The sequence below is a fragment of the Antarctobacter albus genome (assembly GCF_900101505.1).
GTDB classification, from domain to species: domain Bacteria; phylum Pseudomonadota; class Alphaproteobacteria; order Rhodobacterales; family Rhodobacteraceae; genus Antarctobacter; species Antarctobacter albus.
The window spans coordinates 47,285-68,127 of the sequence record NZ_FMZI01000016.1 but is presented as its reverse complement, the minus strand read 5'-3'; the positions used below and the strand labels follow the sequence as shown (position 1 = coordinate 68,127).

At 66.5% G+C, this 20,843-nt stretch carries 20 protein-coding genes; 6 read left to right on the top strand and 14 right to left on the bottom strand.

The window, feature by feature from the left end:
• Positions 1 to 47 precede the first annotated feature (47 nt).
• A complete protein-coding gene (locus BLQ71_RS21850) occupies positions 48 to 2,198 on the bottom strand; it encodes a malate synthase G (RefSeq protein ID WP_074623247.1) in 2,151 nt (716 codons plus the stop codon).
• Positions 2,199 to 2,352: 154 nt separating this feature from the next.
• Between BLQ71_RS21850 and BLQ71_RS21845 the strand changes: the two genes are divergently transcribed.
• Positions 2,353 to 2,982, top strand: a complete 630-nt coding sequence (locus tag BLQ71_RS21845) for a chloramphenicol acetyltransferase (RefSeq protein ID WP_074623246.1) — start codon at positions 2,353 to 2,355, stop codon at positions 2,980 to 2,982.
• A 60-nt stretch (positions 2,983 to 3,042) separates the two neighbouring features.
• On the opposite strand, the gene BLQ71_RS21840 is transcribed toward BLQ71_RS21845, so the two are convergent.
• Entirely contained in the window at positions 3,043 to 4,860 is a 1,818-nt protein-coding gene (locus tag BLQ71_RS21840; protein ID WP_074623245.1) for an ABCB family ABC transporter ATP-binding protein/permease, read from the bottom strand.
• Positions 4,861 to 5,126: 266 nt separating this feature from the next.
• Positions 5,127 to 7,142 (bottom strand): LysM peptidoglycan-binding domain-containing protein, encoded by a 2,016-nt coding sequence (locus tag BLQ71_RS21835; protein WP_074623244.1) that lies wholly within the window; start codon positions 7,140 to 7,142, stop codon positions 5,127 to 5,129.
• A gap of 128 nt (positions 7,143 to 7,270) precedes the next feature.
• On the opposite strand from BLQ71_RS21835, the gene BLQ71_RS21830 reads away from it, so the two are divergent.
• Complete coding sequence (locus BLQ71_RS21830) at positions 7,271 to 7,822, top strand: LOG family protein (protein WP_074623243.1); 552 nt, start codon at positions 7,271 to 7,273, stop codon at positions 7,820 to 7,822.
• On the opposite strand, the gene rarD is transcribed toward BLQ71_RS21830, so the two are convergent.
• Positions 7,765 to 8,679: an EamA family transporter RarD gene (gene rarD / locus BLQ71_RS21825; protein ID WP_074623242.1), complete on the bottom strand. Its 915-nt coding sequence runs from the start codon at positions 8,677 to 8,679 to the stop codon at positions 7,765 to 7,767. The genes BLQ71_RS21830 and rarD overlap by 58 nt on opposite strands.
• A 69-nt stretch (positions 8,680 to 8,748) precedes the next feature.
• Positions 8,749 to 9,273 (bottom strand): DUF3592 domain-containing protein, encoded by a 525-nt coding sequence (locus BLQ71_RS21820; RefSeq protein ID WP_074623241.1) that lies wholly within the window; start codon positions 9,271 to 9,273, stop codon positions 8,749 to 8,751.
• Positions 9,274 to 9,536: 263 nt separating this feature from the next.
• On the opposite strand from BLQ71_RS21820, the gene BLQ71_RS21815 reads away from it, so the two are divergent.
• A complete protein-coding gene (locus BLQ71_RS21815; protein WP_074623240.1) occupies positions 9,537 to 9,830 on the top strand; it encodes a DUF1330 domain-containing protein in 294 nt (97 codons plus the stop codon).
• 83 nt (positions 9,831 to 9,913) lie between these two features.
• Here BLQ71_RS21815 and BLQ71_RS21810 read toward each other — a convergent pair whose 3' ends face one another.
• From BLQ71_RS21810 to BLQ71_RS21785, 7 genes are all read right to left on the bottom strand, one after another.
• Positions 9,914 to 10,513, bottom strand: coding sequence for a superoxide dismutase (locus tag BLQ71_RS21810; protein WP_043146455.1), 600 nt, complete (start codon positions 10,511 to 10,513; stop codon positions 9,914 to 9,916).
• Positions 10,514 to 10,606: 93 nt separating this feature from the next.
• On the bottom strand, positions 10,607 to 11,023 hold the full coding sequence (locus BLQ71_RS21805) for a hypothetical protein (protein ID WP_074623239.1): 417 nt from the start codon (positions 11,021 to 11,023) through the stop codon (positions 10,607 to 10,609).
• A gap of 71 nt (positions 11,024 to 11,094) precedes the next feature.
• Positions 11,095 to 11,667 (bottom strand): sarcosine oxidase subunit gamma, encoded by a 573-nt coding sequence (locus BLQ71_RS21800; RefSeq protein ID WP_074623238.1) that lies wholly within the window; start codon positions 11,665 to 11,667, stop codon positions 11,095 to 11,097.
• Entirely contained in the window at positions 11,660 to 14,680 is a 3,021-nt protein-coding gene (locus BLQ71_RS21795; RefSeq protein ID WP_074623237.1) for a sarcosine oxidase subunit alpha family protein, read from the bottom strand. The genes BLQ71_RS21800 and BLQ71_RS21795 overlap by 8 nt, the downstream gene beginning before the upstream one ends.
• A 61-nt stretch (positions 14,681 to 14,741) precedes the next feature.
• Positions 14,742 to 15,071 (bottom strand): sarcosine oxidase subunit delta, encoded by a 330-nt coding sequence (locus BLQ71_RS21790; RefSeq protein ID WP_074623236.1) that lies wholly within the window; start codon positions 15,069 to 15,071, stop codon positions 14,742 to 14,744.
• The gene (locus BLQ71_RS26130) at positions 15,065 to 15,547 is read right to left on the bottom strand and encodes a hypothetical protein (protein ID WP_133066185.1); all 483 of its coding nucleotides are present in this window, start codon (positions 15,545 to 15,547) and stop codon (positions 15,065 to 15,067) included. The genes BLQ71_RS21790 and BLQ71_RS26130 overlap by 7 nt, the downstream gene beginning before the upstream one ends.
• Positions 15,544 to 16,788 (bottom strand): sarcosine oxidase subunit beta family protein, encoded by a 1,245-nt coding sequence (locus tag BLQ71_RS21785; RefSeq protein WP_074623235.1) that lies wholly within the window; start codon positions 16,786 to 16,788, stop codon positions 15,544 to 15,546. The genes BLQ71_RS26130 and BLQ71_RS21785 overlap by 4 nt, the downstream gene beginning before the upstream one ends.
• A gap of 170 nt (positions 16,789 to 16,958) precedes the next feature.
• Here BLQ71_RS21785 and ccmI point away from each other — a divergent pair, with 170 nt between their 5' ends.
• The 3 genes from ccmI to BLQ71_RS21770 all read left to right on the top strand — a co-directional run bounded on the left by ccmI (position 16,959) and on the right by BLQ71_RS21770 (position 19,132).
• Positions 16,959 to 18,194 (top strand): c-type cytochrome biogenesis protein CcmI, encoded by a 1,236-nt coding sequence (gene ccmI / locus BLQ71_RS21780; protein WP_074623234.1) that lies wholly within the window; start codon positions 16,959 to 16,961, stop codon positions 18,192 to 18,194.
• Positions 18,195 to 18,381: 187 nt separating this feature from the next.
• The gene (gene ruvX, locus BLQ71_RS21775) at positions 18,382 to 18,879 is read left to right on the top strand and encodes a Holliday junction resolvase RuvX (RefSeq protein ID WP_043146463.1); all 498 of its coding nucleotides are present in this window, start codon (positions 18,382 to 18,384) and stop codon (positions 18,877 to 18,879) included.
• A 16-nt stretch (positions 18,880 to 18,895) separates the two neighbouring features.
• A complete protein-coding gene (locus tag BLQ71_RS21770) occupies positions 18,896 to 19,132 on the top strand; it encodes a DUF1289 domain-containing protein (protein WP_043146464.1) in 237 nt (78 codons plus the stop codon).
• Positions 19,133 to 19,258: 126 nt separating this feature from the next.
• On the opposite strand, the gene BLQ71_RS21765 is transcribed toward BLQ71_RS21770, so the two are convergent.
• Together BLQ71_RS21765 and BLQ71_RS21760 are read right to left on the bottom strand one after the other, a co-directional pair.
• Entirely contained in the window at positions 19,259 to 20,035 is a 777-nt protein-coding gene (locus tag BLQ71_RS21765) for a phytanoyl-CoA dioxygenase family protein (protein WP_373286052.1), read from the bottom strand.
• Positions 20,026 to 20,841, bottom strand: a complete 816-nt coding sequence (locus BLQ71_RS21760) for a sulfite exporter TauE/SafE family protein (protein WP_069209577.1) — start codon at positions 20,839 to 20,841, stop codon at positions 20,026 to 20,028. Before BLQ71_RS21760 ends, BLQ71_RS21765 begins: the two co-directional genes overlap by 10 nt.
• Positions 20,842 to 20,843 lie beyond the last annotated feature (2 nt).

Sequence of the window (20,843 nt, the reverse complement as noted above, 5' to 3'; positions counted from 1 at the left end):
CGGGCAACCGGCCCCGCCGGACGGGGGCAGGTTCCACGGTCGGAGGGTCAGCCCGCCGCCTTCAGCTCCAGCCGACGCTTGTGCAGCACCGGCTCTGTATAGCCAGAGGGTTGCACCCGGCCTTCGAAGACCAGGTCACAGGCCGCCTGGAAGGCGATGCCGTCAAAGCCCGGCGCCATCGGCTGGTAGGACGGGTCATCCGCGTTCTGGCCATCCACGACCTCGGCCATACGCTTCATGATCTCCATGACCTCGTCACGCGACACGACGCCGTGGTGCAGCCAGTTGGCGATATGCTGGGCCGAGATGCGGCAGGTGGCGCGGTCTTCCATCAGGCCGACATCGTTGATGTCGGGCACCTTGGAACAGCCGACCCCGGCGTCGATCCAGCGCACGACGTAGCCGAGAATGCCCTGGGCGTTGTTCTCAACCTCGCGGCGGACCTGTTCGGGGCGCCACTTGCGGAAGGAGGCCAGCGGGATCTCCAGCACCGCGTCCACATGGGCGCGGCGGCCACCGGCGCGCAGGGCCTTCTGTACGGCGAAGACGTCGACCTTGTGGTAATGCAGCGCGTGCAGCGTGGCGGCGGTGGGCGACGGCACCCAGGCGCAGTTGGCGCCTGCCTTGGGATGTTCGATCTTGGCCTCCAGCATGGCGGCCATCTTGTCGGGCATGGCCCACATGCCCTTGCCGATCTGCGCCTTGCCGGACAGGCCGCACTCCAGCCCGATGTCCACGTTGCGCGCCTCGTAGGCGCCGATCCAGCCCTTGCGCTTGATGAAATCCTTGCGGCTGAAGGGGCCGGCCTCCATTGAGGTGTGGATCTCGTCGCCGGTGCGATCAAGGAAGCCCGTGTTGATGAAGGCGACCCGGTGTTTCGCGGCGCGGATGCATTCCTTGAGGTTGACCGAGGTGCGGCGCTCCTCGTCCATGATGCCCAGCTTGACGGTGTATTGCGGCAGGTTCAGCGCCTTCTCGACGAAGGTGAATACCTCGTCGGCGAAGGCCACTTCCTCGGGTCCGTGCATCTTGGGTTTGACCACGTAGACCGAGCCGGTGTGCGAATTGCGCAAGCCGCCTTCGGTGCGTTGCAGGTCATGGCGGGCGATCAGCACGGTGATCAGCGCATCCATCAGCCCCTCGAAGATCTCCGAGCCGTCGCGCAAGAGGATCGCCGGGTTGGTCATCAGGTGGCCGACGTTGCGCACCAGCATCAGCGCGCGGCCCTTGACGGTGAAAGGCGCGCCGTCGGCGCCCAGGAACTCGTGATCCGGGGTCAGCTTGCGGGTGACGCTCTTGCCGCCCTTCTCGAAGGTTTCCGACAGGGTGCCCTGCATCAGGCCCAGCCAGTTGGCATAGGCCAGGGTCTTGTCCTCGCCATCGACGCAGGCCACGGAATCCTCGCAGTCCATGATCGCCGAGACGGCCGATTCCAGCCGCACGTCCGCCAGCCCCGCCTGGTCGCGGGCGCCGATGAAATGGGTACGGTCAAAGACCAGCTCGACATGCAAACCGTTGTTGCACAGCAGCACCGCATCGGGCGCCTTGGGGTGGCCGCGGTAACCGCGGAATTTCGACGGGTCGATCAGCGGTTGATCGTCCACCAGCAGCGCGCCGCCCTGAACGTGGTAGCGGCGGGCGTCGGCATGGCTGACACCCTCGACAGGAAATGCCTCGTCCAGGAAGACGCGGGCGCGGGCGATCACCCGGGCGCCACGGCCGTTCTCATACCCGCCTTTCGGTGGCAGCGAGCCCATCGCGTCGGTGCCGTACAGCCCGTCGTAAAGGCTGCCCCAGCGGGCATTGGCGGCATTGAGCGCGTAACGGGCATTGGTGATCGGCACCACCAGTTGCGGGCCGGGCACGGTGGCGATCTCGGGGTCGGTATTGGCGGTCTCGATCTCGAAATCGCCGCCTTCAGGCAGAAGGTAGCCGATTTCCGTCAGGAAGGCCTTGTAGGCTTCGTGGTCATGCGGCTGGTTGGCGCGCGCCTTGTGCCAGTCGTCGATCTGTTTCTGCAGCGCCTCGCGCTTGTCCAGCAGGGCGCGGTTGCGCGGACCAATGTCATGCGCCAGCTCCGACAGCGCCTGCCAGAACCCCTCGGCCCCGATACCGGTGCCCGGAAGGGCCTGCTCTTCGATGAAGCTGGCCAGTCCTTCGTCGACGTTCAACCCGGCGCGTTCCACTCGGTCGACCATAGTATACCTCTCGTGATGGCTTGACGCAGACCCTAGCATCCTGTTTCCGATAGGCAACATTTGACACCCTCCGGATTGCCCCTGCGCGGCCTTAAACAGTTTCAAGGTGCGTTTGAAACCGGCATCCGGACGGGGCCTTTCCGGAGATGCCCAAATGGCCGAACACCCCGTCGACCTGGAGACATGGCCACGCACGCCGCAGTTCCGCTGGTTCCGCAGCTTTGAAAAGCCGCATTACGCGGTGACCGTGCGGATGGATGCGACACATCTGATGAAGGTGCGCAAGGCGGCGGGGCACTCGCTGTTCCGCGCCAGCCTGCATGCCATCGGCTGCGGGCTGCACGGCGTGCCGGAACTGAACATGCGGTTTCGCGGCGACAGCGTGGTGCGGCATGACAGGGTGATGCTGTCGACCCCGGTGCCGCGGCCGGACGGCGGGTTCAACTTTTCCTACGTTCCCTTCGACCCCGATTTTGCGCGTTTCGACGCGGGCGCAGAGGCGGCCATAGACGAAGCCCGCAACCGCGCGACGCTGGCCGGCAATGCCGAGGGGATGGACGGCGTGGCCTATATGTCCTGCCTGCCCTGGCTGGATTTCACGGCGCTGGACAATGCCCTGCCGCATGCAGATGACTGCATCCCCCGGGTGGCCTGGGGCAAGATCGTGCCCGAGGGCACCGGCTGGCGCATGGCGATGGGCATCCAGGTGCATCATGCGCTGGTGGACGGCGAACACCTGGGCGGGTTCTTCGAGGGGGTGCAGACCGCGCTGGACGCGGGGTGAGGCAACGCCTTTGAAAAGGCGTTGCAAGCGGCTTCGAAGCCGCTTGCCGCCGCGCCCGTTTCAGGCCGCCTCTTCCTCGCTGGCCTGCTGCCGCGCCCAGAGCGCGGCATAGCGCCCGCCCTGCGCCAGGAGCGCGTCATGCGTGCCCTGTTCGACCACCTCGCCCTCTTGCAACACCACGATCCGGTCCGCGTCGGCGATGGTGGACAGGCGGTGCGCGATGGTGATGACCGTCCGCCCCTCGCCCGCGCGGCGCAGCGCGTCCTGGATGCTGGCCTCTGTCTCGGTGTCCAGCGCGCTGGTCGCCTCGTCCAGAAGCAGGATCGGTGGGTCCTTGAGCAGGGTGCGCGCGATGCCCACCCGCTGTTTCTCGCCCCCCGAGAGCTTCAGCCCCCGTTCGCCGACCTGGGTGTCGTAGCCCTCGGGCAGACTTTCGATGAAGCTATGGATCTGCGCGGCTTTCGCGGCCTCCACGATCTCGGCGTCGCTGGCGCCGTCGCGACCGTAGGCGATGTTGTAACGGATCGTGTCGTTGAACAGGACGGTGTCCTGCGGCACCACGCCGATGGCCGCGTGCAGGCTGTCCTGGGTCACGTCGCGCAGATCCTGTCCGTCGATGCGCACGGCGCCTCCGTCCACGTCGTAGAAGCGGAACAGAAGCCGCCCGATGGTGGATTTGCCGGACCCGGAAGGCCCGACCAGCGCCACGTTCTCTCCCGCGCCCACGGCGACGTCGATGCCCTTGAGGATCGGGCGCGCCGGATCATAGCCAAAGCGCACCCCGGCGAAGTCCACCACTCCGCCGGAGACCGCCAGGTCCGGTGCGCCGGGCTTGTCGGACACCTCGCGCGGCTGTTCCAGCAGGTCGAACATCTCGCCCATGTCCACCAGCGCCTGGCGGATCTCGCGGTAGACCGTCCCGAGAAAGTTCAGCGGCATGGTGATCTGGATCATGTAGGCATTGACCATGACGAAATCGCCCACCGTCAGCGCGCCGTTCTGCACCCCCACAGCCGCCATGACCATGACGGCCACCAGGCCCGAGGTGATGATCAGCGACTGGCCCACGTTCAGCATGGCCAACGAGGTGGCCGTCTTGATCGCCGCCTGTTCGTAGCCCTGCATGGCACGGTCATAGCGTGCCGCCTCGCGCGCCTCGGCGCCGAAATACTTGACCGTCTCGAAGTTCAGCAGGCTGTCGATCGCCTTCTGGTTGGCATCGGTGTCCTGCTTGTTCATCTCGCGCCGCAGCTTCACCCGCCATTCCGTCACCTTGAAGGTGAAGGCGACATAGAGCGCGATCACACCCACCACGACGACCAGGTACCAGACGTCAAAAAGATAGAAGAGCACCGCCGCGACCAGGATCAGCTCCAGCATCAGCGGCCCGATGGAGAACAGCAGGAAGCGCAGCAGGAATTCCACGCCTTTCACGCCGCGCTCGATGATGCGGCTCAGTCCGCCGGTCTTGCGCGTGATGTGATAGCGCATCGAGAGGCGGTGGATATGGGTGAAGGTTTCCAGCGCCAGCCGCCGCAGGGCGCGCTGGCCGACCTTGGCAAAGACCGCGTCGCGCAACTGCTGGAACCCGACGGTCATCAGCCGCGCCATGCCATAGGCCAGCGTCAGCCCGACCGCCCCCAGCATCAGGTCCGAGACATCCCCCGACAGCGTGTCGACCGCCTGCTTGTAGAGGATCGGGGTGGCCACGGCGATAAGCTTGGCCAGGATCAGGAAGCCCAGCGCGATGACGACGCGACGCTTGGCCCAGGTCTGCCCCTCGGGCCAGAGATAGGGGCCGACACGACGGATCGTGCGCCACCCCGAACGGCGTTCGTCGCGGGCGATCTGGGCATCGGTAGAGGTGTCGGGGGGCATAAAAGGCTTTCCTGTTTGGCCCTATCACCTAGGCCGCGGCGCGCTGTTCTGCAAGCCGCCCGCCGATCAGGTGCCGAACAGGGGGGGCGCTGCCCCCTCTGCGCCGGGGGCGCATTCACCCCCGAGGTATTTTTTAAACCAAAGAAAACAGGATGAGGCACCAATCTTCTTTGGTTTGACCAATACCTCGGGGGAGTCGACCGCAGGGAGACGGGGGCAGAGCCCCCTATTTCCGGTTGCAGTCGGGCGCCGAGCCCGGGTGGAAATCAATCAGTCACAGTCTGCGGCAGGTCGAAGATCTGGCCGGGGTAGATCAGGTCTGGGTCGCGGATGCGGTCGCGGTTGGCCTCGTAGATGCGGACATATTGCATCCCGTCGCCGTAGCGCTGGCGAGAGATCCCCCAGAGCGTGTTGCCCGGCTGGATCGTCACGCTGCGCACCGGGCCTGCCCCCTCGGAGACCACCCGTTCCAGCACCGTGGCGCTCTCGCGCAGAAACGGGCTTTCGACTCGGGCGATGACCTGGCCGCGTTCGTTGATCTGGTCGACGCGCAACACGTAGGTGCCCTGGTCGACCTCGGGCAGTTGCACCCGCCAGCGGCCATCCTCGCGGATGCGCGAGGTGGTGACGGGGGTGTTGTCCAGGTAGATCCGCACGAAGGCCGCGGTCTTGCCCCGGCCCGAGAGCAGCACGTCGCCTTCGTCGTCATAGCTGATCGAGTCGAGCGCCACGTCGCCCGGCGCGATGGGCGCGGTCGACAGCGCCTCGATCCCGCGCGGCGAGGACAGCAGGACGGCGGGGGGCAGCGCGGTCGGCGGGGCATCGCCCACGTCCGGTTCAGCCCGCGCGGTGATCACAGGGTCATCCCCGGCGCGCGGAGCGGCGGTTCCGGCAACGGGCACCGCGCCATCGGGGCTGGCCGGGTCGCGCGTGCTGGCGCGGGGCGCGGTCGGGTCCTGGCTGTCCACCGGCGCCTGCGTGCCCGGAAGGCCGCCGGGACGCGGCGGGGCGCCGGCGATGGCAGGCCCCGGATCGGTGCCCGGCAGAGGGCCGCGCTGGGGGGCGCCGTTCCACTTGGGCGCACCCAGTGGGTCGGGACCGGCGCCGACCTCGGGCTGCGGATCGACCCGGGCCAGCTGATCGCCCGGCGCGGGCGGCGCGCCCTCGGGATCGACGGGACCGGCATCGGGACCGGCGGTGGCCAGCGGGGCATCACCGGCAGGCGCATCCACGTCCGGTTCCTGTTCCAGGATCGGGCCGGTGGCCACGGGCGTTTTCGGCTGGCGTTCAGGCGTCAGGTCGGCGGCGGCCACCTGTCGCGGCGCGACGATGACCTCGCCCTCGGACAGGACGGTGCGTTCCTTGGCGGTCTGGCGCAGGGTGATCACGGCGCCTTGGTCCGGCGGCAGGTTGAGGAAGGTCGTGAATTTTCCGTCGCCACCGATCTTGAGCTTTTCGACCGGCTCGCCGTTCACGATCACCTCGAGCAGGGCGCCCGGTTCACCGCCGCCCGCGATCAGCGAAAAGCCGTCGGTTTCGGCGCGGACCACGTCAAAGCTGGGGCGGATCACTGCCTCGTCGCCATCCAGCAGCAGTTCCTGCACCGGCGCCGCGTCGGGATCGAAGAGCGGCAGGAGCGCACCTGCCGCCTCCGGTGCCTCGGGGTCGGGGGACTCGGCCTCGGGCCTGTCGGGATCGGGCCTGTCGGGATCGGGGGCCTCTGCCACGGGGGCGGCTGCGGCGACGGTTTCGTCGGGGGCATCATCCGGGGCCGGACCGGGCACGGTCTGGTCCGGCGCGGGGCCATCGGGATCGACCGCGGCGATCGAGACATCCGGCGCCGCGGCCTCTGCCCCTTCGGCAGGGGTCGGGGCCGGCGCGTCCGGTGCCTCTGCCGGGACAGGAGCATCGGCGGTATCCAGCGGCGGCGCCACCGGATCGGTCGCCTCTGCCGGGTCAGCCGGATCCGGGCCATCCGCGGTTTCGACCGGACGGGTTGCGGGATCGGGCTTGTCCACCGTGGCCGAGGGCGCAGGCACGGGATCGTCGCTCTTGACCGGGTCTGCGGACGGCTTGACAACTGTCGAGGCCGCCAGCGGCGTGTCGGGCGCGTCGACGCTGGGAACCGGCGGCGCATCCGGCGCGGCGACCACCGGATCGGGAGCCGGTCCATCGGGCGTTGCGCCCCAGGGCGGGTCGATCATGCCGGTGGCGACCATGACAGTCACCGCCCCGGCAGTGCCGGCGCCGGCGAGGGCCAAGTAGAGTGCGATCTTGCTCATGGCAGCCTTCCGAATGACAGCGCCTGCGGCCTCGGCCCCCCAGCGGGGCCACAGGATGGTTGAGCGTTTATAAACCACAGGCTACGAAGCGTCAAAAGTCGTTTTTTCTGCAAGCCTTGGAGCCTGAAATGTCCACCATGTCCATCTGCGTCTACTGCGGTTCCCGCAAGGGGGGAAATCCCGACTATGCGGCAGAGGCCACCGCCCTGGGCGAGGCGCTGGCGCAGGAAGGCTGGCGGCTGGTCTACGGCGCGGGCGACGTGGGCCTGATGGGGCTGATCGCGCGTGCCACGCAGGCGGCCGGCGGAGAGACATTCGGCGTGATCCCCACCCATCTCCTGCAGCTGGAGGTCGGCAAGACCGATCTGACCAGTTTCGTCGTCACCGAGACCATGCACGAGCGCAAGAAGGTCATGCTGATGAACGCCGACGCGGTGGTGGTCATGCCCGGCGGCGCGGGGTCGCTGGACGAGTTCTTCGAGGTACTGACATGGCGCCAGCTGGGCCTGCATGCGAAACCCATCATCCTGCTGGACGTGGCCGGCTACTGGGAACCGCTGAAGGCACTGATGCAGCATGTCGTGGACACCGGCTTTGCCGATCCCTCGTTGCTGGAATTCGTTCAGAGCGGCGGTTCGGCAGAGGAAGTCATGGCGCTTTTGCGGCGCGCCCTGTCCTGAGCAAAGCCCGAGGCCGAGTAGATCGCCAGCGCGGCCCAGATCAGGCCGAAGGCGATGAGGTGGAAAGGAGTCAGCGGCTCTTTGAAGATGACCACGGCGCAAATGAATTGCAGCGTCGGGTTGAGGTATTGCAGCACGCCCAGCGTGGTCATGTTGACCCGCTGCGCCGCGGCCGAGAAGAGCACCAGCGGCAGCGCCGTCAGCAAGCCGGAAAAGACCAGCAGGCCCGAGGTATAAAGGTCATCGCCAAAGATCGCCTTGTCCTGCAGTTCCAGCACCGCAAGCCAGCCCAGGGCAAAGGGCGCCAGCAACAGCACCTCCCCCGTGACAGACACGACCGGACCGACGGAAAGCCGTTTCTTCACAATGCCGTAGATGCCGAATGTCGTGGCCAGGACCAGCGCGATCCAGGGGGCCGCCCCCAACCCCCAGGTCAGCTGCGCCACCGCCAGCGTGGCCAGCCCCACGGCGACCCATTGCAGCGCCGACAGCCGTTCGCGCAGGACGACGACCCCAAGCAGGACAGCGACCAGCGGGAAGGTGTAATAGCCCAGCGAGGTTTCACGCACCTGGCCGATCTGCACCGAGAGGATAAAGAGGAACCAGTTGGCGGTGATCATCAGCGCCGCGATAGCGGTGATCAGCGCCGCCCTTGGCCGACCGACCGCGCCGCGCAGCTCTCGCAGTCGGCCCTGCACCGCCAGCAGCCCGGCAAAGACGATCAGCGACCAGAAGGTGCGATGCGCCAGGAGTTCCAGCGGCGGGACGTGCAGCAGCAGCTTGTAGTAGATCGGCGAAAGCCCCCAGATCGAACAGGCGCCGATCATCAGGAGGATGCCTTGGGTCTGGGGGGGCATGGTCGTCTCCGGTCAGTGCCCCTGCCCTACAGAGCCGCGCCGACCACTGCAAGCCGACGCGACGGCTGCTCAGCCACCTGCCCCGCCGCGCAACCAGCGCCGCACCCGCCATGCCCCGAACAGCGCCGGGACCAGGGTGATCAGCCCGATGCAGAGAATCGTCAGCGGCAGCGCCCAGAGGTGTTCGAACAGGGGCAGCCTGACATTGCCCCTGGTCTCGGGATTGAACAGGATATCGTGCCGCGATCCGATCTCGAACCCCCAGTTGGCCGAGGACTGTCCCAGGCTGGCCTCGGTCATCTCGCCGTCGCGGAATTCATAGCGGAAGACCGGGCCGTAGACCGTATGGTTGCCCGCCCAGGGGGTCCAGTCCTCCCACTCGTAGACGCGCACCACCTCGCCGGTGGTGCGGTCCGCGCGCGACACGAAACTGACGCTGTCATAGGCCAGCAGCGCCGCCGTCGCCAGGAACAGCACCGGCGTCACGAAGATCAGCAGCCAGACCCGCCAGGACACCTGCCGCCGCCCGTCCGGATGCGTCCGCCACAGGAATTGCTGGGTCTGGTTCATCTGGACGATCAGGTTGCGCAGCATCGTGCCCCCCCTGTCTGACCTGTCCCCGACCGTGCCGGACTGCCGTCCGGGCGATCCACGAAAGCCCCTGTCGTATCCATGCAAAAATAACCTTCCCGAAATGCTGCCGACGGCCCGGATGGACCCGGGATAACCTTACCATAGGGCGTCCTTGCGCCCTTGTGAATCGTGGGGTTCCGGCTTTGGCGGCGTCCGGCATGAGGATTGTCGCACGGTCCATATCCGCATAGCCTGTCAGGGCAAGACAGCGGGAGACCAGCGATATGGGGGCATTTGTCATCGGCCAGATGCAGATTCACAGTCGGGACTGGATGGAGGCCTATTTCGCCAAGATCCCGGCGGTTGTGGCCGCCCACTCGGGCGAATTCCTTGTCCGGGATGGCGCACCGGAACACCTGGAGGGGGACAATCCCCTGCCCGACGCGGCCTTCATCCTCGCCTTTCCGGACCGTGACCATGCCAGGGCATTCTGGAATTCCGCCGAGTTCCAGGAGCTTGCCCGGCTGCGGCGCAGTGGATCGTCGCTGAACGCCGTGCTGGTGGACCGGCTTGCCTAGGATCACACGAAAAACGCCCCCGCAGCAATCTGCGAGGGCGTCTTTCTCATCCGGTCGGGGCGCGCACGGCCCCGCACATGGGATTACAGGCGCGAAGCCACGTTTTCCCAGTTCACCAGGTTGTCGAGGAAGTTGGTCAGGTAGGCCGGACGCTTGTTGCGGAAGTCGATGTAGTAGGAATGCTCCCACACGTCGCAACCCAAGAGCGCGGTCTGGCCAAAGCACAGCGGGTTCACGCCGTTCTCGGTCTTGGTGACCTTCAGGCCGCCGTCGGTGTCCTTGACCAGCCAGCACCAGCCCGAGCCGAACTGGCCCGCGCCCGCGGCGGAGAACTGCGACTTGAACTCGTCGACGGTGCCGAAGCTGTCCTTGATGGCCGCTTCCAGCTCGGACGGCATGGCGTTCGGGCCGGGGCCCATCATTTCCCAGAACTGCATGTGGTTCCAGTGCTGCGAGGCATTGTTGAAGATGCCCGACTGCGCCACGGCGCCCGCGTCATAGGTGCCCTTGACGATCTCTTCGAGGCTCTTGCCTTCCCACTCGGTGCCGGAGATCAGCTTGTTGCCGTTGTCGACATAGGCCTTGTGGTGGATGTCGTGGTGGTATTCCAGCGTCTCCTGGCTCATGCCCTGGCTGGCCAGTGCGTCGTGCGCATAGGGAAGATCGGGAAGTTCGAAAGACATGGTTCACCCCTTCGTGATGTGGCGGTTCATTGCCCCAATAGGTGTCCCCCTTCCCGCCGAAGGTCAACCCTGCCTCGGTCCCCAAAGGTGACTTCAAGGAGAAAGTTTTGTCGGCAAACAGTTTCCCGCCCTGTTGAAAAGCGGCCCCTTCCCACGGGGTTGCGCCGTCACGTTGACCTTTCCGCTGGCCTTGAGGAATGTCGCGCGATAATCCAGCAGCAACCGCCGGTTCCCCGAGGCGCGCACTTCCAGCTCCCACGAGACGGTCACCCGCGAGCGGTTGTCCCGGACCAGCTGCCCTTCGACCGGAACGCCGTCGTTGAAAACCAGGATCGAAGCGTCAGAGACCACCACGCGATCGATGGCCCGGTCCAGCGCGATGAAGATCATCGGCTGAATCCACTGGCGTTCTGACGTGCCGTCGATCCGGCAATGATAGGCCATCTTTTCCGCCGCCGCGCCCCCGGAGAGGGCGGCCAGGAAGAAAGCGGACAGGATGAGGCGGCGCATGGCGGCTCCGTTTCGGGGTGGGCCCGGCCACTATCGGCAGAGCCGCCCTCCAAGGCAACCGCCCTGCCCGGTCAGCCGGCGTGAAACCCCACGAAGGCGTCGGGATCGGCGGCGGTGCAGAGCAGGTTGAACATGTACTCCGCAACCGAGCGGAAGCAGAAGACCTGCGCCGTGGTGTCATCGCTGAACCAGACACCCGCAGCCACCTGCGCGAACCGGGTGCGGCGCAATTCGCCCACCGGCAGGGCGTCACGGGCAAAGTCCACCGGGGCCAGCTTGGCCAGTACGTCGCGCAGCTGCGTGCCGCGCAGCCGGAACATCGCCCGCATGTCCGAGACATTCTCGACCAGCGCGAGCTGCCCCTGCAGGGCCTCGGACAGTTGCGCGCAGACGCGCGCGGCCTGTCGGTAGGGCACCAGCAGCAGCAGTTCGTCCGGCGACATCCAGAGCACCCCGCTTTCGCCCAGAACCTGCGCGCCGCGCATGTCGGGCATGGGCAGCCCGGTCAGGCTGGTAACGGCCTCTTGCAGGGATGCATCCGCCAGGTTCCCGCGCAGGGCGATCATGCCCTGCGGCCCGGCCTCGCGAACGTCCACCAAGCCCTCGTATTGTGTGCCGCCGAGCGGCAGAACCGGATCAGACATTCTGCTTCTCTCCTTCGGGGTCAAAGAACACCGGGCTGACGATCCTGGCCTCGACCACGGTCTCGCCATCGTCCCTGATGAAGGGGATGATCTCTCCCATCCGGTCGGGGCCATTGTGGACAAGGCCCATCGCGATCCCCTTGCCCAGCGTCGGCGAGTGATAGGTCGAGGTCACCCTACCTTGGGTGTTGCGCTGGCCGTTGGCGTTCCTGCCCGGCGCCACCGAATAGGCGCCATCCGGCAGGACAGAGCCGTCAACGGTTTCCAGCCCGACCAGCTGCCAGCGGTTCGGATCGGCCATGTGGCTGCGTTCCTGCGCGCGCTTGCCCAGATAGTCTTCTTTCTTTTTCGAGATCGCCCAGTGCAGGCCCAGGTCCTGCGGGATCACCGTGCCGTCGGTCTCGTCCCCGATCATGATGAATCCCTTCTCGGCCCGCATGACGTGCAGCGCCTCTGTGCCGTAAGGCGTGATGTTCCATTCCTTGCCAGCCTCGACAACCCTGTCCCAGAAGGCGCGGCCAAGGTTGGCGGGCACCGCGATCTCGTAACTGAGTTCGCCCGAGAAGGAGATCCGGTAGACCCGCACGGGGAACCCCGCCAGCGTGCCGTCGGCCCAGGCCATGAAGGGCAGCATGTCCTTGCCGACATCCATGCCGCCCAGCTTTTCCAGCAGGTTGCGCGCATTGGGACCGACCACGGCAACCTGCGCATACTGCTCGGTGACGTTGGCGGTATAGACTTTCCAGTCCCACCATTCGGTCTGCAGCCATTCCTCCATGTGGGCATGGATGCGGTCCGCGCCGCCGGTGGTGGTGTGGCAGAGGAAGGTGTCCTCGTCGATCCGCGCCACCACGCCGTCGTCGGTCAGAAAGCCGTTTTCCGTGCACATCAGCCCATAGCGGCAGCGGCCCGGTTTCAGCGTGCTCATCATGTTGGTGTAAAGCATGTCGAGAAAGCGCCCCGCATCCGGCCCTTTCACGATGATTTTGCCCAGCGTCGAGGCGTCCAGCAGGCCGAGGCTCTCGCGGGTGGCCAGCACCTCGCGGTGGACCGCGTCGTGCTTGCTCTCCCCCTGTTGCGGATAGCAGTAGGGACGGCGCCAGTGGCCGACCGGCTCCCATGCGGCGCCGTGTTTCTCGTGCCAGGCGTGCATCGGCGTCTTGCGGATCGGCTGGAATATCTCGCCGCGCGCCTCGCCCGCGATGGCCCCCATGCTGATGGGCGTATAGGGCGGGCGAAAGGTTGTGGTGCCCACCTGCGGGATCTCTTCACCCAGTGACGCAGCAAGGGTCGCCAGTCCGTTGATGTTGCTAAGTTTCCCCTGATCCGTGGCCATGCCCAGGGTGGTATAGCGCTTGGTATGTTCGACGCTTTCATAGCCCTCTCGGGCGGCCAGCTGCACGTCCGAGACCTTGACGTCGTTCTGGTAGTCCAGCCAGGATTTCATGCGCAGATCGTCCCAGGCGTTTTCCGGCATCAGCCAGACGGGACGCAGCGGCATTTCCTCTGCGCTCTCGCCCTTGGGAGGGGCAAAGCGGCGGGGTTTGCCGCCGGCGGCCTTCCCGGATGTTTTCCCTGCCCTGTCAGCACCTTCCAGAACACTCTTGAGGTCCATTTCGCCATTGGCGCTGCCCGTCACGGTGACGAAAGGCAGACCGTCGTGGCTGGTTGGTGCACGCTCGGGATCGGGGCGGAAAAAGGCGTGTTCCTCGTCCCATGTCAGTTTGCCACCGCAATGGGACCAGAGGTGCACCACCGGCGACCAGCCACCCGACATGGCCACGGTATCGCACTTGATCTCTTCCAGCATGGCGCCGCCGCCGGCCATCGCGCAAATCGCCACGCCAGTGACACGCTTGCCGCCCTTGACCTTGGCGATGGCCCGGCCGGTTTCGACGCGGATGCCCAGCGATTTCGCCTGTTCCATCAGCGCGCCGCCGCCCATCTGGCGCGCGTCGATCACTGCCGGCACCTGCACCCCCGCCTGTTTCAGGGCGATGGCCGTGCGGTAGGCGTCGTCGTTATTGGTGACGACGACGGTCTTCTGGCCTGCCACGACGCCGTAGTTCACGAGGTAATCGCGCATGGCAGAGGCCAGCATGACGCCGGGAATGTCGTTTCCGGCAAAGCTCAGCGGCCGCTCGATGGCGCCGGTCGCGGTCACGATCTGTTTGGCACGAATGCGCCACAACCGGTGGCGCGGGCCTTTCATGAAAGGCGCGTGATCGGTCAGACGCTCGTAGCCCAGCAGGTAGCCGTGGTCATAGACCCCTGCCCCCATGCTGCGGGTCCGCAGGGTGACATTCTCCATGCCTTCAAGGGCTTCGACGGTCTTTCTCACCCACTCCCCGGGCGTCATGCCGTCGATCGAACCGCCATCCACCGGCGCACGCCCACCCCAATGGGCCGTCTGTTCCAGGACCAGCACCTTGGCGCCGGAGTCCGCCGCCGCCTTGGCCGCCTGCAGCCCGGCCACGCCGCCGCCGATCACGACGACATCGACGAAGGCATGGAAATGCTCGTAGGTGTCGGGGTCGCGGGTTTCCGGGTCCGGCGCGCGGCCCAGCCCCGCCGACTGGCGGATGAAGGGCTCGTACAGGTGCTTCCAGAAGGGGCGCGGGTGGATGAACATCTTGTAGTAGAAACCCGCCGTCAGGAAGCGCCCGAACAGCCCGTTCAGCGCGCCGATGTCGTAGTCGAGCGAAGGCCAGTGGTTCTGCGATGTGGCCTGCAGCCCGTTGAAGAGTTCAGTCGTGGTGGCGCGCTGGTTGGGCTCATGGGTATTGTCCCGCCCGAGGTTCATCAGCGCGTTGGGTTCCTCGGCACCGGAGGCAACCACGCCGCGCGGACGGTGATACTTGAAGCTGCGCCCCACCAGCATCTGGTCATTGGCCAGGAGCGCCGAGGCCAGCGTGTCGCCCTCGTGGCCCCGGAAGGTCTTGCCGTTGAAGGTGAACCGGATGTCGCTGCTGCGGTCGACCAGGCGGCCGCCTGTGGTGAGACGGGTGCTCATGTCTCAGGCCTCCACGCTGTGAGGACGATAAATTTTGGGGTATTTTTGCCAAGAAGAAACATCAGGACAGCTCTCTCCACGTCCAGCCGGGGCGTTTGACGGTGATCGCGTCGCGGATCTTTTTCGGCGGCTCGGTGGTCTGGGCGGGATAGGTGCCGAAGACCTCCAGCGTCATTGTGCAGCGCGCGGCGTGGAACCACTTGCCGCAGCCGTTGACGTGGCGCCAGCGCTCGAAATGCACGCCCTTGGGGTTTTCCCGCATGAAGAGGTAGGATTCGAAGTCCGCGTCCGAGGAGCCGGGGCCGTGCCGCGTCAGATGCGCCTCGCCGCCCGCGTGCAGTTCGGTTTCATCGGCCTGGACGCCGCAATAGGGGCATTTGAGGGTCAGCATGTTATTTCTCCGGTTTTTGCCAAACAAGCTCCCCAGTTCCCCAATGCCCAAATGGCAGACCCTACGCTTCCAATAACAACTTCGGCGGTAGTTAGTCTTTTTAAACCACGCACGAGAGAGAATTTTATTCCTTCGAACTCAGTAATCTTGCCCTCAACTTCCCGAGAGGCATCCCTGAACGAGGCGCGATTGAGATGGCTTGGATCGGTTTTCAAGGCATCCTCAGCCAAACTACGTTCCACGCGGTAGTGAAACAGCACAACTCGGCATCCAATCGTATGGTCGATCATCCGACCTAAAAAGAGGGACAAAAACGGTAACGTAAGAGCTATTGAAACGCCCCCAGATGCCGAAAATGCGCCAGGTACATATTTTTCCAACCAAACACCCAGGCCCCAACACGACAGAGCAATCGTCCACAGAACCAAAGCTGCAAATTTCGTATGGGCCTCTGTTTCGAGCTTCCAAAAACTCAATGCGCCACCCCCGCCGCGACCGACTCATCAATGAATTTCCCCTCACCGAAGCGCCACATGGAGAACTCCTCGCAGAGCGGCGACTCTCCCCGCGCCATCAGTTCGGCAAAGCCCCAGCCCGAGCCCGGGATCGCCTTGAACCCGCCCGTGCCCCAGCCGGCGTTGATGAAACATCCCTCCAGCGGGGTCTTGGACAGGATCGGAGAGCGGTCGCCGGTGACATCCACGATGCCGCCCCATTGCCGCAGCATTTTCAGCCGCGAGACCATCGGGAAGGTCTCGACCAGGGCGCGCACGGTTTCCTCGATGTGGTGGAAACTGCCGCGCTGGGTATAGGCGTTGTGCCCGTCGGTGCCGCCGCCGATGACCATCTCGCCCTTGTCGGATTGGCTCATGTAGCCGTGCACGGTGTTGGCCATGACGACGCAATCCATGACCGGCTTGATCGGCTCTGACACCAGCGCCTGCAGCGGCACGGATTCGATCGGCAGCCGGAACCCCGCCCTGGCGGCCATGTCGCCCGAGTGTCCGGCCACGACGATGCCCAGCTTTTCACAGGAAATGTCGCCCTTGGTGGTCTGCACCCCGGCGACGCGCCCGCCCTCCTGGCGCACGCCCGTCACCTCGCATTTCTGGATGATGTCCATGCCCATTGCGGAACAGGCGCGGGCATAGCCCCAGGCCACGGCGTCGTGGCGCGCGGTGCCGGCGCGTTCCTGCCAGAGCGCCCCCAGCACGGGGTAGCGCGGCCCGTCGAGGTTGATGATCGGCACGATCTCCTTGACCTCGCGCGGGGTGATGAAGCGCGTCTCGACCCCCTGCAGGGCATTGGCATGGGCGGTGCGCAAATAGCCACGCACCTCGTGCTCTGTCTGGGCCAGCATCATGACGCCGCGCGGGCTGAACATGACGTTATAGTTCAACTCCTGGCTCAGCGTCTCGTAGAGGCTGCGCGCCTTTTCATAGATCGCGGCAGAGGGATCCTGAAGATAGTTCGAGCGGATGATCGTGGTGTTGCGCCCGGTGTTGCCGCCGCCCAGCCAGCCCTTTTCGATCACCGCGACATTGGTGATGCCAAAGTTCTTGCCCAGGTAATAGGCGGTCGCCAGCCCGTGTCCCCCGGCGCCCACGATAACCACGTCATAGCGGCTTTTGGGTTGGGCATTGCGCCAGGCGCGTTCCCAGTTCTTGTGGCCGGAAAGGGCTTCTCGGGCAATGGCAAAGGCGGAATAACGTTTCATGGGCTCGAATCCGGTCGGTCCGTTTCGGGTGTGATGCACACAAAAGTCATAGCTCAGGCGCATGCAACCGTCACTATCTCGTGTGGTTGCGACATGGCGCGTCACAGTGGGATTTTGTCCTTTTTTCCGACCCGCCAGCGCCTTAAGTGAGGTAGCAGAAAGGGAGGCCGATGACCGTATTCTGGATAGTGACCACCGCCCTGGCCCTGCTGAGCGCAGGGGCCCTGGTTCTGGCCCTCTTGCGCGGACGGCGCGCCACGGGCCCGGCAGAGGCCTATGACCTCGAGGTCTACCGCGATCAGCTGAAAGAGATCGAGGCGGACGCGGCACGCGGCAAGATCCCCGCCGAGGAGGCAGAGCGCCTGCGGGTCGAGATCTCGCGCCGGTTGCTGGCGGCGGACGCCAAGCTGCAGGCGCGCGGCGAGCGGGCCGAACAACCCCGTGCGCTGGGATTTGCCCTGTCGGCGGTCATCGCGTTGGTGGTGGTGGGCGGTGCCTTCGGGCTCTACGCCCGGATCGGCGCGGCGGGCTATGGTGACGTGCCGCTCAAGGCGCGGCTGGCCCGTGCCGAGGAGGCGCTGAAAAGCCGTCCCTCGCAGGCCACGATGGAGGCGCGCATTCCGCCCCAGGCCGCGCCGGACGCCACCCCGCAATACCTGGCGCTGGTCGAACGGCTGCGCGAGGCGGTCAAGGCCCGCCCCGACGACATCCAGGGCCACGTCCTGCTGACCCGGTCCGAGGCGGCGCTGGGGAATTTCTCCGCCGCCTACAATGCCCAGGCGCAGGTCATCCGGCTCAAGGGCGACGCGGCCACCGCCAAGGACTTCACCGATCTTGCCGACATGATGATCCTGGCCGCCGGCGGCTATGTCTCGCCCGAGGCGCAGGCGGTGCTGGAACAGGCCCTGTCGCGCGATCCGGACAACGGCGTGGCGCGCTACTACGGCGGCTTGATGATGGCCCAGGTGGGCCGCCCCGACGTCGGGTTCCGCATGTGGAACAAGCTGCTGCGCGAAAGCAGCGCGCAGGACCCCTGGGTGCAGCCGATCAGCGACCAGATCGAGGACCTCGCCTTCATGGCCGGGGTGCAGAACTTCCAGATGCCGCAACTCGCCGGTGCCACGCCGCGCGGGCCCAGCGCCGCCGACATCGACGCCGCCCGCGACATGACGCCGGAAGAGCGGCAGGAAATGATCCGCGGCATGGTCAGCCAGCTCTCCAGCCGCCTCGCAGAGGAAGGCGGCCCGGTCGAGGACTGGGCGCGGCTGATCTCCTCGCTGGGCGTGATCGGCGAGACGGAGCGCGCCGGCGCGATCTACACGGAGGCCCGGACGGTCTTTGCCCAAAGCCCAGAGGCGCTGGAGCTGTTGAAAGGCGCCGCCCAACGCGCCGGGGTTGCCGATTGACCTGCATGCCGGCCCCCTGCGCGCGCTGGCCTTCTTTGGGCCTGCAAATACCTCCGGGGGAGTCGCGCCGCGCGCGACGGGGGCAGCGCCCCCTGCCCCGAGCCGGAGGCCGAAGGCCGCAGGCGAGACGACCTGCGCGCCGCAAGGCGCCCATCCGGATTGCCGCCATCCACGGAGCGCCGCAACGATGATCCACGACAGCATCGACACATTCACCGCCGACCTGCCGCCGATGGTGGCCCTGGCCGGGCTCGACCTCGGGACGCGGACCATCGGGGTGGCCGTCAGCGACAGCTTCCGCTCTGTCGCGACACCGCTGGAAACCATCAAGCGCAAGAAATTCGGCGTCGATGCGGCGGCACTGGTCAAGATCCTCGAGGCCCGCAACATCGGCGGGGTGGTTCTGGGCCTGCCGCGCAACATGGATGGCAGCGAGGGGCCGCGCTGCCAGTCGACGCGCGCCTTCGCCCGCAATTTCACCGCCCTCTGGGAGGGGCCGATCACCTTCTGGGACGAACGCCTGTCGACCGTGGCGGCGGAAAAAGCCCTGCTCGAGGCGGATACGACCCGAAAACGTCGCTCCGAGGTCATCGACCATGTCGCCGCCGCCTATATCCTGCAAGGAGCGCTGGACCGGATGCGGTACCTGAACGCGCAACCGGGCGCGGCGGACGCGCCCGAATAGGCCGGAGCAAGTGGGTATGAAAGACGATATCTGGTCCCGCAACGAGGTCCAAAGCCCCTGCATCAAGGTCTGCGTCATCCATCCGCAGGAACGGCTCTGCACCGGCTGCCTGCGCACCGCGCGGGAAATCTCGATGTGGTCCAGCATGAGCACAGAAGAACGCCGCGAAGTGATGGATGACCTGCCTGACCGTGCCGGGCGGCTGCGCAAACGGCGCGGCGGGCGCGCCGCGCGGATGAAATCCCGGAACTAATGCCATTGGCCGACCGCTCCGACGAAGATCCGGGGCGGGCAAAAGGGGGCGCCGCCCCCATCTCCCTGCGGTCGATTCCCCCGGAGTATTTTTGCCAAGAAGAAACCCTGGGGCCTGGCGCGGAACTCACCCGGCGAGCCACGCCTCCGCGCCGCCCATGACCTGGGGGCGGAAATAGGCCACCATGCGGCCTTCCGGTGGCGCCTGGGCGCCCTCGGCCCAGGGCGCGATCCCGTGCAGGGTCAGCCGATGCAGCAAAAGCGCCTCGCCCGGCGCGGCGGGCAGTACCACCCTCCGGCAGGTTTCGAAACAGGTGCGGCGCGCGGCCTGGTAGGCCTCGGTCACGTCCACATCGGCCCAGGTCTCGGGCGGCTTCCCTGCCAGCGCGGCGCGCAGGGCGTCGCGCATGACGTGGTGGCTGCCCTCCCAGGCGACCAGAGGGCTGGCGCCGGGATCGGCCTCTGTCAGCGGCAGGCCGAGGATCCAGGCATGGGGTTCGCGGATATGGCGGCGGCGCGCCGCGCCTTCGGCCAGCACCCCGTCCACATGGGCCGCGTCGCGGTTCAGGCGGTAGCGAAACCCGGCCTCGCTTTCGCCCGCGCGGGGGCGCGGGTAGCCGGGAAAGGTGATCGAGAGCTGCGCCGGGTGCAGCGCGGGCAGCGGCGCCAGCGCGGCGGGCGCGGCGCCCGCCAAAGGCACGCCGCCGATGCTGCCGTCGGGTGCCGTGGGCAGGGCATCGACGCCCACGAACCAGGTGCCCTCGCATTGCAGCCATTGCGCCCGCATCGCCGGATCGGCCAGCACGGCGCGGCCCGCCTCATGCGCCGCCGCGGCCCATTTCAGCGTCTCGGGGTCGGCGTCGAAGCGGGTCCAGCCCTGCGTCTCCAGGTCGTTCAGCCCCACAGCGCCTCGCGCATCATGTTGGCCGCGACGATCAGGATGAAGACCGCAAAGATCCGCCGCAGCACCATCGCGTCCAGCGCATGCGCCAGCTTTGCACCAAGGGGCGCCGTCAGCACCGTCATGCAGATGGTGATCAGGAAGGCCGGGCCATTGACCGCGCCCAGGGTCCAGGGCGGTGCGCCATCGACCTGCACGAAGAGGAACCCCAGCACCGAGGGCACCGCGATCAGCAGGCCAAAGCCCGCCGCCGTCGCCACCGCCCGGTGCATCGGCACGCTGTAGAGCGTCATCAGCGGCACGCCGAAACTGCCACCGCCGATCCCCATCAGCACCGAGAGGAACCCGAGCACCGGCGACAGGATGGACCGCGTCACCGTCCCCGGCATCTGCGGCGCGATGCGCCAGTCCTTGCGCCCGAAGGCCAGGTAGATCCCCACGATCGTCGCCAGCACGGCAAAGATCACCGCCAGCGCGTCCGAGCGCAGCCCGGCGGCGATCAGCACGCCCACCACCGCGCCCAGCGCGATCCCCGGCGCCCAGGATTTCAGGATGTCCCAGTCCACCGCGCCGCGTTTGTTGTGCGCCATGACCGAGCGGGTCGAGGTCACGATGATCGAGGCCAGCGAGGTCGCCAGGCAGATCTGCATCAGCTGCGGCCCGTCAAACCCCGTTGCTGAGAAGACGTAGAAATAGGCCGGGACCAGGATGATCCCGCCCCCCACGCCGAAAAGACCTGCCAGGATACCGGCGAAACCCGCCGCCACCACCAGGATGCCCACGAGGGGCAGAAGTACCGAAAGATCCATGT